The sequence below is a fragment of the Advenella sp. genome, assembly GCF_052108595.1.
In the GTDB taxonomy this organism is placed as follows: domain Bacteria; phylum Pseudomonadota; class Gammaproteobacteria; order Burkholderiales; family Burkholderiaceae_B; genus Advenella.
The window spans coordinates 1-11,590 of record NZ_JBQEAU010000054.1 but is presented as its reverse complement, the minus strand read 5'-3'; the positions used below and the strand labels follow the sequence as shown (position 1 = coordinate 11,590).

General features: G+C 58.1%; 12 protein-coding genes. 8 read left to right on the top strand and 4 right to left on the bottom strand.

Features of this window, described 5'->3' with window-relative positions; all coding sequences use genetic code 11:
- Positions 1-45: 45 nt before the first annotated feature.
- From gsiD to ACTIKR_RS11180, 3 genes are all read left to right on the top strand, one after another.
- A complete protein-coding gene (gene gsiD / locus ACTIKR_RS11190; RefSeq protein ID WP_193088439.1) occupies positions 46-948 on the top strand; it encodes a glutathione ABC transporter permease GsiD in 903 nt (300 codons plus the stop codon).
- A gap of 43 nt (positions 949-991) precedes the next feature.
- Positions 992-2,095, top strand: a complete 1,104-nt coding sequence (locus ACTIKR_RS11185) for a DmpA family aminopeptidase (protein WP_193088438.1) — start codon at positions 992-994, stop codon at positions 2,093-2,095.
- Positions 2,096-2,187: 92 nt separating this feature from the next.
- On the top strand, positions 2,188-3,012 hold the full coding sequence (locus ACTIKR_RS11180) for a M55 family metallopeptidase (protein WP_442327874.1): 825 nt from the start codon (positions 2,188-2,190) through the stop codon (positions 3,010-3,012).
- 29 nt (positions 3,013-3,041) lie between these two features.
- Here ACTIKR_RS11180 and ACTIKR_RS11175 read toward each other — a convergent pair whose 3' ends face one another.
- Together ACTIKR_RS11175 and ACTIKR_RS11170 are read right to left on the bottom strand one after the other, a co-directional pair.
- Positions 3,042-3,689, bottom strand: a complete 648-nt coding sequence (locus ACTIKR_RS11175) for a VOC family protein (protein WP_442327873.1) — start codon at positions 3,687-3,689, stop codon at positions 3,042-3,044.
- 2 nt (positions 3,690-3,691) lie between these two features.
- Positions 3,692-4,519, bottom strand: coding sequence for an aspartate/glutamate racemase family protein (locus ACTIKR_RS11170; protein WP_442327872.1), 828 nt, complete (start codon positions 4,517-4,519; stop codon positions 3,692-3,694).
- Between the two features lie 242 nt (positions 4,520-4,761).
- On the opposite strand from ACTIKR_RS11170, the gene gorA reads away from it, so the two are divergent.
- Complete coding sequence (gene gorA / locus ACTIKR_RS11165) at positions 4,762-6,108, top strand: glutathione-disulfide reductase (RefSeq protein WP_442327871.1); 1,347 nt, start codon at positions 4,762-4,764, stop codon at positions 6,106-6,108.
- 155 nt (positions 6,109-6,263) lie between these two features.
- On the opposite strand, the gene ACTIKR_RS11160 is transcribed toward gorA, so the two are convergent.
- Positions 6,264-7,169, bottom strand: a complete 906-nt coding sequence (locus ACTIKR_RS11160; RefSeq protein WP_193088434.1) for a LysR family transcriptional regulator — start codon at positions 7,167-7,169, stop codon at positions 6,264-6,266.
- 112 nt (positions 7,170-7,281) lie between these two features.
- On the opposite strand from ACTIKR_RS11160, the gene ACTIKR_RS11155 reads away from it, so the two are divergent.
- From ACTIKR_RS11155 to ACTIKR_RS11140, 4 genes are all read left to right on the top strand, one after another.
- On the top strand, positions 7,282-8,079 hold the full coding sequence (locus ACTIKR_RS11155; protein ID WP_193088433.1) for an SDR family NAD(P)-dependent oxidoreductase: 798 nt from the start codon (positions 7,282-7,284) through the stop codon (positions 8,077-8,079).
- Positions 8,063-9,010, top strand: coding sequence for an SMP-30/gluconolactonase/LRE family protein (locus ACTIKR_RS11150; RefSeq protein ID WP_193088432.1), 948 nt, complete (start codon positions 8,063-8,065; stop codon positions 9,008-9,010). Before ACTIKR_RS11155 ends, ACTIKR_RS11150 begins: the two co-directional genes overlap by 17 nt.
- A gap of 18 nt (positions 9,011-9,028) precedes the next feature.
- Positions 9,029-10,009, top strand: a complete 981-nt coding sequence (locus ACTIKR_RS11145; RefSeq protein WP_442327870.1) for a Bug family tripartite tricarboxylate transporter substrate binding protein — start codon at positions 9,029-9,031, stop codon at positions 10,007-10,009.
- A gap of 195 nt (positions 10,010-10,204) precedes the next feature.
- Entirely contained in the window at positions 10,205-10,726 is a 522-nt protein-coding gene (locus ACTIKR_RS11140) for a class IV adenylate cyclase (protein ID WP_442327869.1), read from the top strand.
- A 271-nt stretch (positions 10,727-10,997) separates the two neighbouring features.
- Here the strand turns inward: ACTIKR_RS11140 and ACTIKR_RS11135 are convergent.
- Positions 10,998-11,590 (bottom strand): NAD(P)/FAD-dependent oxidoreductase (locus ACTIKR_RS11135; protein WP_442327868.1); only part of this gene is annotated, 593 nt, incomplete at its 5' end.

Genomic DNA, 11,590 nt, shown 5'->3' with positions numbered 1-11,590 from the left:
ACGGCGTGATCAATCCGACCATCCGTTACAAATAACGGGACAGACATGACGCAAGTAACTTCTTCTCCGATAGAATCGCTGCCGCCAAAACGGGAACGCATCCGCACCCCGATGACGGAGTTTATCCGCAAGTTCCGCAAGCAGCATCTGGCTGTCGTCGCGGCGCTTTTTATTCTTGCACTTGTATTTATCGCCATTCTGGCGCCCTGGATCGTCCCCTTCGATCCGGAGAATTATTTCGATTACGACCGCATCAACCAGCCGCCGTCAGTGCTGCACTGGCTGGGTGTGGATTCGCTGGGTCGGGATATTTTCAGCCGTATCGTCATGGGTACGCGCATTTCCCTGGCGGCCGGTTTCATCTCGGTTGCGCTGGGTGCCGTTGTGGGCACGGTGCTGGGCCTGTTGGCCGGGTATTATGAAGGCTGGTGGGAACGCATTGTGATGCGCATTTCAGATGTGTTGCTGGCGTTTCCCGGTATTTTGCTGGCCATCGGCGTGATCGCGGTGCTGGGCCCCAGTATGGTGAACGTGGTGATCGCTGTGGCGGTATTCAGCATTCCGGCATTTGCTCGGCTGGTGCGCGGCAATACTCTGTCCCTGAAAAACATGACGTACATCGAAGCCGTGCGCAGTATTGGCGCTTCTGATTTCACCATTATTTTCAAACACATTCTTCCTGGCACGATTTCACCCATTCTCGTCTACGGCACCATGCGTATCGGTACCTCGATCATTACGGCGGCTTCGCTGTCGTTTATCGGCCTGGGCGCGCAGCCGCCTACGCCCGAATGGGGCGCGATGCTCAACGAGGCACGCTCCGACATGGTGCTGGCCCCGCATGTGGCGATTTTCCCGTCACTGGCCATCTTCCTGACCGTGCTGGCGTTCAACCTGCTGGGCGATGGGCTGCGGGATGCACTGGATCCGAAGATTGACCGGCAATAATCCCGTCGTGTTATCAATAGGTGGCACACACAGATGAGCGTATATGACTGATTCTTCAACTGAAGCGGTGGCGTGGTCTGCGCCGCCGGTGGGCATCCTGCCTGCCGGCCCGCATAACTGTATTACTGATGTATTCGGCGTCAAGGTGGGTCATGCCACGCTGGCGCGTGGTGCGATCCAGACCGGTGTCACGGTTGTCTATCCGCATTCGGACGACCTGTTCCTGAACAAGGTGGCGGCCGGTGTGTCGGTGCTCAACGGTTTCGGCAAAAGCATGGGGCTAGTGCAGTTGCAGGAGCTGGGGGCCATAGAAACGCCTCTGGCGCTGACCAATACTTTTTCCGTACCGATGGTGGCGCAGGCGCAAATCAGACAGGCGATTGCGGCCAATGCGCAGATCGGTCGCGACTGGCCGACCGTCAACCCGCTGGTGCTCGAGTGCAACGACGGGTATCTGAACGATATTCAGGCCATGGCCGTGACCGAAGCGGACTACTTTGCCGCCTGCGCCAATGCGACTACGCAGCCGGAGCAGGGCGCGGTAGGCGCCGGGCGCGGGATGAGCTGCTTTGGCTTGAAAGGCGGCATTGGCTCGGCATCGCGGATCGCCAAGCAGGAACGGGAACTGGCAGGCAGTGCGCCCGACTATGTGGTGGGCGCGCTAGTGCTGTCCAATTTTGGCAAACTGCGCAATTTACGGGTCAATGGCAGCCTGCTGGGTCAGGACATCAAAAGACGCATGGCCCGTCGGCATACGGCATCGCAAGTGGTATCGGAGATCGCGGAAAATGCGCCCGACAAGGGTTCCATCATCATGGTGTTGGCAACTGACGCACCGCTGGACGCCCGGCAACTGCGGCGGTTGAGCATGCGCGCTGCAGCGGGCCTGGCGCGCACAGGATCGAACTTTGGCCATGGTAGCGGTGATATTGCCGTTGCATTTTCAACGCGTATGCGCATCGGCCAGCAGGTGCAGGCTGCGCAGATACCGGTGGCGCCATTGCATGACGAGCAGCTGGAGTCGTTGTTTGATGCGGCCGCCGAGGCGACAGAGCAGGCCATTGTCAATTCGCTGTGGCGCGCCGCTGCAGTGACCGGGCGTGATGGCAATACGCGATGGCCGGTCACCGACTGGCTGCATGACTGAGCGCTTTCGTCACTGCCATGTAAAGGCAGTCCTAAAGAATATTAATATTACAATTGAAATAATGATTGGCAAAGAATAACAAGGTGTGATCAATGAAAGTACTGATATCAACAGACATTGAAGGCGTTGCCGGTGTGGTAGATGCGCAGCAGGTGCGAGCCGGCAACGTGGAGTACGAACGGGCACGGCAATGGATGGCCGCCGAAGCCAACGCAGCTGTTGCCGGTGCGTTCGATGGCGGCGCCACCGCCGTTTATGTGAACGATTCGCATGGTGGCTTTCGCAATATGATTGCGTCTGACATCGATGAACGTGCCACATTGATCAGCGGCAAGCCACGGATCTACAGCATGATGACCGGTCTGGAATTCGGAGTCAGTGCTGTCGCCCTGGTCGGGCATCACTCAAGGGCACAGGGCCGCGGCGTGCTGGCCCATACCATCAACAGTTTTGCCTTTGCCCGGGTGATGGTCAACGGCATGGAACTGGGCGAACCGGGCCTGTATGGCGCGCTGGCCGGCCAGGCCGGCGTGCCGGTGATCTTCGGTAGCGGCGACCAGTATTTCATCGAAGAAAATAAAGGCTTTTTCGACGGTGCCGTATGGGTGGAAACCAAGCAGGCCATGGGCCATGCCAGCGCCGCTACGCTGACGCCGCAGGCAGCCTGCGCGCGCATACGCGAGGGCATGTGCACGGCGGTTCAGGCCGGCACGGCGCAAGCGCTGACTCCGTTTGTGATCGGCGCGCCGTATGAATGCAGGTTGCAAACCAATTCTCCTGCATTGGCCGATACGTTTTGTGTGTTGCCCGGAACAGACCGTTTGGATGGGGTCACCCTGTCATTCAGGGCAGACAGTATCGAGCATGTGATCCGCACATTAAATGTGTTTTCCACCATGTCGGTTGCGTTGCGCTAGTATCCACGCCCGCCGGGCGCCAGGTCTGATCAGCCCAGCGCGCGGATACCCGAAGGTGTCCGGATGATCGCCCGCAAGGCCGGTTTGCTGTCCGGCGCCGCCGGAAATACCGACACCGGGGCGTCCAGTTGCAGGCTGGCAAGCAATGCCTGCATCGCCTTTGGTTCGGGATGATAGATATGCAGCGCTTCCAGCGACAAGCCCTGATCCGGCATGGACAAGACCGGTAGCTCGGCGGTCTGCCATTCGATCAGCGCCGGGGCTATCCCGTCCAGGGGCGATATACCGCTTTCGGCAATGGTAATCAGCCAGTTCAGGTCTGCGCGTTGCATGGCGGTGACCGGGCCCAAAGGCTGGGTGCTGGCCGCCGAATGGGTATGAATATTTGTAGTACGCACTACCCAGGCTGACAGCGAGGCGGCGCTCTCCGCCCCTAAAACATCCAGCCCGAACCAGCGTGGCTGCGCGGGCGCCGGCGCAGCCGGATTGATGGCGATCACTTCCAGATAGCAGTTCATGCCACAGCGCAGCAGGCGATTGTGGGTGCCCATTTTTGCATGTTCGCCGCCCGGCAGCGGGGCCACGCCCAGGCAGTCGCGTACATAGGCCGCGCCTGCCTCCAGGTCGCTTGCGGTCACGACAAGATGATCAATAACAGTGTGTGGTGCTACAGGCATGGCTACTCCGGTTTTGCGGCCGCTGCTGCGGAAAGATCGGCACCGTCGCTCGCGTGCGCATGATGCGAAAAGGTCTGATGTGAAAAGGTCTCTAGCACGGCACGCGCCAGGGCATCAATCGAATCCGATATCACGGCGGGAAACGCGTCCCGACGCGAGGGCGGGATGGCCAGCGGCAATTCCGTACAACCCAGAATGACGGCCCGTGCCCCCATTTGGGCAAGTCGATTGACGGCGGCCGCCGCGGGTGCAAAGGCCTGCTCGTTCTGGTTGGATTTGACTGCAGCGATAGCCTGCACGGACCAATCACGAATGCTATTGTCGTTGCCGGTGAAGGGCTCATATCCGGCCGCGCGCAGGGCGTCCTGGTACAGCCCCAATTGCATCGTCGCCGGGGTGCCCATGATGCCCACCGGACCTTCAAAGATGCCATTGCGTTGCAAGTCCTGAATTACCGATTCGACAATGTGCAGAACCGGCACCTGTACGCTGTCGCGCAACTGCTCAAACCACAAATGCGCCGTGTTGCACGGGATGGCAATGTATTGCGCGCCCCAGCGCTGCAAGTCCTGCATCCCTTCACGCATGGCCGGCAGCGGGCTTGGTCCGCCGGCCAGCTGGGCCGCGCTGCGGTCGGGAATCCGCGGATCATTGCGCAACAGCACCGGGATATGGGCCTGGTCTGCCGTCACAGGAGTCAGTTGCACAAGCCTGGCGGCAAACGTGGCGCCGGCAAGCGGCCCCATGCCACCCAGGACACCGAGCACGGGCCAGACCGGTGGCGCCGCAGTCAGGGAAGACGAGAACGTGTTTGTATGAGGCAATGACATGAATATAAATCTCCGTAAGTGATAATTATACGGCCGGGGCTGGCCGGCAACGCACTCGCGGGCAGGGTTTTGCATCTCTTGCCGTGGCGGTGAGGTTACAATCAGGCGGGGCCAAAGCGATGTGGCTGCCGGTGGCATTCCTGCTTGGCAGTCGCAGTGCCGCCGCAGGAGCCTTGTCCGGCTTTCGGTGGCAGTTGGCATGGCGGCCCGACAATATTGCGCATTTTGAACTTGGAGTCAGCATGGAAAGTTTCGACTATGATTTTTTTGTAATCGGCGGCGGCAGCGGCGGGGTACGCGCCTCGCGCATGGCAGCACAGGCCGGCGCCCGGGTGGCGGTGGCAGAAGGATCCGATCTGGGCGGAACATGTGTCAATGTCGGCTGCATTCCCAAGAAACTCTACAGTTATGCTGCGCATTACCATGAGGCTTTTGAAGAGGCGCGTGGGTTTGGCTGGCAGGTTGGCGAGGCCGCGCTGGACTGGTCGGTCCTGAAAACCAACCGGGCCACGGAGATCTCCCGCCTGAACGGCATTTATCACTCGCTGATCACCAACGCCGGCGTAACGCTGCTGACCGGCTGGGCCGAATTGGCCGGGCCCAATACCGTTCGCATGGACGACGGCAAGACCTACACTGCAAAGCACATTTTGATTGCGACCGGCGGCTGGCCCGTCGTGCCAGAGTTCCCCGGGCGCGAACATGTGATTACTTCAAATGACATTTTCGATGTCCCGCAGTTTCCCAAACGACTGGTCGTGGTCGGCGCCGGCTATATCGCATGTGAGTTTGCGTCGATCTTCAATGGCCTGGGCGCCGAAGTGCACATCGTGATTCGTCGCGATCGCATTCTGCGCGGCTTTGATGAAGAAATCTGTGCGTTCACCGCAAAGGAAATGGAAAAAGCCGGCGTGCATTTTCACTTTGAAACCAAAGTGGACGGGATCGACAAAGCGGGTGATGCTCTTTCAGTGAAATTGAATGACGGCACGGCGCTGCAGGCCGATCAGGTGCTGTATGCGACAGGACGCGCGCCCAATGTGCAAAAACTCAATCTTGAGTCTGCCGGCGTACAGGTCAATCACAATGGCGCCATTCAGATTGACGAAAACTATCGTACATCGGCCCCTTCCATTTATGCCCTGGGCGATGTGACCGACCGGATTCAGCTCACGCCGGTTGCACTGGGCGAAGCCATGGTGCTGGTGGATCATTTGTTCGGCAAGGGTGCGCGTCGCATGAGTTATGAATTTATTCCAACCGCAATTTTCACCCATCCAAACGTGGGCACGGTAGGCTACAGTGAGCACGAAGCGCGCGAGATGTATGGCGAAGTCACCATCTATCGTTCGGATTTTCGCCCCTTAAAGCATACGCTCAGCGGCAGCACCGCCAGAATGATGATGAAACTGATTGTCGATAAAAAATCCGACCGGGTGGTAGGTTTGCATATGGCGGGCGACGACGCAGGCGAAATTGTGCAGGGGTTTGCTGTTGCCATTCGAATGGGCGCAACCAAGGCAGACTTTGACGCGACCATTGGCATTCATCCGACGGCGGCCGAAGAGTTTGTGACCATGCGCGGATAGCACGTTTGCCATCAGACGCGGTGGCGGGGTGGGTGTGTGGCGGTCAGCTTATATGGCCTGGATGGGTGATACGGTTTATGAGCTTATCGGGCTAATAGGCCTTATACAACATACACCACTTACACGACTTGTGTTTGCCCCCTCCCCGCGGTGGTTCAGCCCATATGGCTGTTCATGTCAATGCCACGAATAATTTGCGCAACCGCAAGCACCAGCTGCGATTGCGCGCCGGCGGTCGCGATGGCCAGGGTAAGATTATTGCGAATGGCAGGCTCCACAATAGGCGCGCAACTTAAGCGCGTGGGGCCGGGAATATCGCCCAGAGCAGAACGCGGGATGATCGTAAACACCGGCTCATGCGAATAACTCAGGGTTTCAACAATCGTCTGCACGACGTCCACTTCAGCCACGACATTCAATTGCACATTGCACTCTCTGCACGTGTGTTCAACCAGCGCACGAATGGTATTGGGTGCGCTGGGCAACACCAGCGGATATTTATCCAGATCGGCGACGGCAATCGATGCCGGCAGGGTCGATCCGCCCGCATGTGCGTGGGCCAGTACCAGCTCTTCCCGGTACAGCGACTCCACCTGCATCAGTGAAGACGGCGCGGGTTCGTATAGCAGGGCCAGGTCAACCTTGTCCTTGAGCAGCCAGTCACGTAACTGGGCGCTCAGGCCTTCCGCCAGCGTAATGGATGAGGCGGGAAATTGCGCGCGGAACTGCTGCATGATATTGGGCGCCAGCCGTCGCGCAACGCGCGGCGGAATGCCCAGTCGCACCCGGCCCGGGGCAGAAGAACGAAAATTAATCAGATCCTGCTTTGCCTGCGTGGCCAGATGGTGCAGGGTTCGGGCATGCCCCAGCAGGCGGGTACCGGCTTCAGTCAGTTCCACGCCGCGGCCCGTCCGAACCAGCAAATGCTGTCCAAGCTCGGCCTCCAGCAACTGGATCTGCCGGCTTAGTGACGGTTGCGACAGATCGAGCATGTCCGCAGCGCGGGAAAAGCTGCGCTGTTCGGCAATCACAATGAAATACTGAAGCTGTTTGAGATCCATGTGGCAATGATATACGTTTTTTCGATATCAGAAGTCGCAAGGCGGGTCTTGATGATTCGCAGGGCCTCGCGCATCATGGCTGTGATTAGACAATTACAGGGGACAGCGAGCGATGAGACGCCTGGAAAACAAAGTAGCGATTGTGACCGGTGCCGGCAGCGTCGGGCCGGGTTGGGGTAACGGTCGGGCGATTGCCTGGCGGTTTGCCAGCGAGGGTGCGCATGTTTTTGCCGTGGACATGAACCCCGATGCGTTAAATGAAACCGTAGCCAAGGTCAATGAAGTAAACGGCACAATCCGTACCTGGACCGCAGATGTCACCTCGGCGGATGCTGTTGATCAGATGGTGCGTGCCTGCCAGGAGGCCTTTGGACGTGTCGATATTCTTGTCAACAATGTAGGGGGGTCGAAAAAGGGTGGCCCGGTTGCCCTGGATGAGCAGACATGGGACAGCCAGCTTGATTTCAATCTGAAAAGTGTATTTCTGGGCTGCAAGTATGTGTTGCCCATTATGGAACAACAGGGTGCAGGGGCCATTGTCAATATCTCGTCCACATCGGGCATCCGCTGGACCGGTTCGGCGCAGGTTGGGTATGCCAGCGCCAAGGCCGGCATTATCCAATTGTCCCGCGTCGTGGCGGTGGAATATGCCAAGCGCAATATACGGTGCAATACCGTGGTTCCGGGCCAGATGCACACACCAATGGTAGAAACGCGTCTGGCAGGACAACGCGCAGGCGGCGATGTAAGCACGCTGCTTGCGCAGCGCCAGGCGCGTATTCCGCTGCCATTCATGGGCGATGGCATTGATACGGCCAATGCCGCGCTTTTTCTGGCTTCCGATGAAGCGCGCTTTATCACGGGCACCGAAATTGTTGTGGACGGAGGCATGAGTGCACGCTGCGACTGAGACCCCCGTCCGCTATCCGGATCCCGCAGTGATTGCCTTGGATCCCCGCTTTCATGCGCTGACGCTGCCTCTGGCTGCCCTCGAACGGCTCGCAGGTGGCAGTCGCTGGGCCGAAGGGCCGGCGTGGTTTGGCGACTGGAACTGTTTGCTATGGAGTGATGTACCGAACAACCGCATCATGCGATGGGATGCCGGCACCGGCCAGAGCCAGGTGTTTCGCAGCCCGTCAAATTATGCCAATGGCAATACCCGCGACCGGCAGGGGCGCCTGATCACGTGCGAGCACCTGTCGCGCCGGGTGACGCGCACGGAGCCGGATGGCCGCATTACTGTGCTGGCGGACAGCTATCAGGGTAAGAGACTGAATTCACCCAATGACGTGGTGATCAAGTCAGACGGTTCGGTCTGGTTTACCGATCCGCCGTTTGGCATCGTTGGCTACTATCAGGGAGAACAGGCAGAACAGCAACTGCCCGCAGCTGTCTATCGCATTGACCCTGTTAATGGACAAGTGACCCTGGTGACCGATGCTGTCAATGGCCCTAACGGTCTGGCATTTTCTCCGGATGAATCACAATTGTACGTGGTCGAATCACGTGCCCAACCCCGTAACCTGCTGGTCTTTGACCTGAATGCTGACGGGACCAGTTTGCTAGGGCAGCGCGTGCTTTTCGATGCCGGTGAGGGGACGCCGGACGGCTTTCGGGTGGATATCCATGGCAATTTGTGGTGTGGCTGGGGAATGGGCACAGCCGACCTTGATGGAGTCAGGGTATTTAGCCCGCAAGGCGAACTGCTGGGGCGCATTGCATTGCCCGAGCGGTGCGCCAATCTTTGTTTTGGCGGTTTGCATAGAAATCGCCTGTTCATGGCGTCTTGTACGTCCATTTATTCACTGTTCGTCAATACGCAAGGGATTGCGGGTACCTGACGGCATAAGGAGGAAGACATGTCCGGATTCGGAAAAAAATATATTAAATACGTGATGCCATTTGCTGCTGTTCTGGGCCTTGCTGTCAGCCAGAATGTCCCGGCTGCATCTCCAGTCAGTGTCGTGGTGGCCTTTCCTGCCGGCGGTCCCGGCGATACGCTGGCCCGGGTCACGGGAAAGGAGCTCGAGAGTCAGCTTAAGAAAGCAGTGGTGGTGGAAAATAAACCGGGCGGCAATGGCGCCATTGCCGCCAGTACGGGCACTCGTGCAAAACCCGATGGCAATACGCGGTTTCTAAGCTCCACCGGTGCGATTGCTGTCAATCCGGCGCTCTACAAAAAGCTGATCTATGATCCGGCAAAGGATCTGCAACCGGTAGCACTGCTTGTTTCCACACCCGAAGTGCTGGTCGTGTCCAAAAAAAGCGGTATTACAAGTGTGAAAGAGTTGCTTGAAAAGGCCAGGACCAATCCCGACGGTATCTCGCTGTCCACGTCCGGGGTGGGCAGCATGCCTCATATGGCGATTGCCCAGTTTCGCATTGCCACCCAGGCCAATACGCTGATTGTGCCCTTTGGTGGCGCAGCGCCGGCGATTACCGCGACCATAGGCGGACAGGTTGATGGCTTCTTTGGCGATGTGTCGGGCCTGGTGCAGCACATCAAGCAGGGTAGCCTGGTGCCGATCGGCGTGGCGTCGGACAAGCGATCTGCAGCGTTGCCGCAGGTTCCTACTTTTGACGAACTGGGCATCAAAAATGTTCATGCGACCAACTGGTATGGTGTTTTTGCACCGGCCGGCACGCCTGACGAGAAAATAAAGGAACTGAACCTGGCTTACCGTGCGGTCATGAAAACACCCGCGGTCATGCAATACGTGAAAACCTCCGGCCTGGACACGGATGATCTGGAACCGGCACAATTTTCCTCACTGATTGATCAGGACACCAAAAAATGGGCTGATCTGATCAAGGCGGAAAATATCAAGACGAATCAATAGGGGCGATTGCCAATATAGGTGACTGGCAATAAAGGTGATTGTGGCTATGCGGGTTTTAACGGTCAGTTTGCGCGACGGTGATCAGCCGGGCGCCAGCTCGAACTAGGATGGGTGCGGCTATAATGGCCCACCGATGCGCCAGTACGGCAATATGGTCGTACTGCTGCAGCAAACATGCATGTACGAGATGGCAAAATGGCGAGAAATATCGAAATCAAGGCGCGTATCGCGAGTATCAGCGACCTGGCGCAGCTGGCGGCCACGATTGCAACCGAAGCACCTTGCGAAATTTTCCAGGATGATACGTTTTTCAAGTGCGATGAGGGTCGGCTAAAACTCAGGGAATTCGTAGATGGGACAGGACAGCTTATTTTTTATCGGCGCCCGGATGCGGCGGGGCCGAAAGAATCATTCTATATGTTGTCTGAAACAGCGACGCCTGAATCACTCAGAGAAGTATTATCACTGGCCTATGGCGTTATCGGTCGGGTCATCAAGCGACGTACGCTGTACATGGTAGGCAGGACGCGCGTTCATCTTGATCACGTGCAAGGGCTGGGCCAGTTCATGGAGCTTGAGGTTGTGCTTGAAGCCGGAGAGTCGACAGCCCGTGGCATGCAGCAAGCCGAATCATTGATGCAACAATTGGGAATCCGCAGTTCGCAACTCATCGAAGGGTCCTACTTCGATCTGTTGGCCCGCCGCACGCCTCTGTAATCTGATATGCCTGCCACGCGATGTGCCGTGGCATGACGTCGCATCAACGCAACTGTGGCAGATTTTCGGCTGCGGAGGGGGCAGATCGTTATACGCCGGTATGCCGATACGTCCATATCCCGTAGGGTCAGAGTCCTATAAGCCTACACACCCATCGGCCCACACGCCCATAGGTGCACGCGGTTGCGGGTAAAAGCGGCTGTGCATGCACTGGTACGGGTGATAAACACGATTGCTCGGCAAACGACGACAATTGCTTGCTGAAAACGGCTTAGCGAAAGCGGCTTAGCGCAAACGGCGTCAGTTCATGGGCGCTCGTCTGGCCAGCCATGGCGCGCGCCAGCAGCCTGCCGGTATTTATGGAGCCGGTCAGCCCAAGATGGCCATGCCCGAACCCAGTCCACAGACCCGGCAAATCTGCGACAGGGCCGATGACCGGCAAAGAATCGGGCAGGCAGGGCCGATGGCCCAGCCAGGTGGTAAAGCCGCTGGTATCCAGGTTGTCCAGACCGGCTTGCGCGTGGTCCTTGAGCAGTAGCGCGCGCTGTTCGTTCATCGGCTTGCCGGTGCCGCCGAATTCAACTGTACCGGCGATGCGCAATTGGCCCTGCATCGGATTCATGAAGATCTTGCGATCGGCCAGCACCACAATGCGCGATAACGTGACACCCGGATGCGGCGCCTGCAGGTGGTAGCCGCGCTGGCTTTCCAGTGGTACCGACCGGTTCAGTGTCGCCAGCAGATCGCGCGAGCCCATTCCTGCACACACGACAACATGATCGGCCTGCCATGATTGTTCACCACTGTACAAATGCCACTTATCATTGCTGCGACGCAGGTTATTGATGCCTGCGTTGACAAATG

Excerpts from the sequence above, each read along its gene's own strand:
- gsiD (WP_193088439.1), top strand. The coding sequence starts at position 46 with ATGACGCAAGTAACTTCTTCTCCGATAGAATCGCTGCCGCCAAAACGG.
- ACTIKR_RS11185 (WP_193088438.1), top strand. The coding sequence starts at position 992 with ATGACTGATTCTTCAACTGAAGCGGTGGCGTGGTCTGCGCCGCCGGTG.
- ACTIKR_RS11180 (WP_442327874.1), top strand. The coding sequence starts at position 2,188 with ATGAAAGTACTGATATCAACAGACATTGAAGGCGTTGCCGGTGTGGTA.
- ACTIKR_RS11175 (WP_442327873.1), bottom strand. The coding sequence starts at position 3,689 with ATGCCTGTAGCACCACACACTGTTATTGATCATCTTGTCGTGACCGCA.
- ACTIKR_RS11170 (WP_442327872.1), bottom strand. The coding sequence starts at position 4,519 with ATGTCATTGCCTCATACAAACACGTTCTCGTCTTCCCTGACTGCGGCG.
- gorA (WP_442327871.1), top strand. The coding sequence starts at position 4,762 with ATGGAAAGTTTCGACTATGATTTTTTTGTAATCGGCGGCGGCAGCGGC.
- ACTIKR_RS11160 (WP_193088434.1), bottom strand. The coding sequence starts at position 7,169 with ATGGATCTCAAACAGCTTCAGTATTTCATTGTGATTGCCGAACAGCGC.
- ACTIKR_RS11155 (WP_193088433.1), top strand. The coding sequence starts at position 7,282 with ATGAGACGCCTGGAAAACAAAGTAGCGATTGTGACCGGTGCCGGCAGC.
- ACTIKR_RS11145 (WP_442327870.1), top strand. The coding sequence starts at position 9,029 with ATGTCCGGATTCGGAAAAAAATATATTAAATACGTGATGCCATTTGCT.
- ACTIKR_RS11140 (WP_442327869.1), top strand. The coding sequence starts at position 10,205 with ATGGCGAGAAATATCGAAATCAAGGCGCGTATCGCGAGTATCAGCGAC.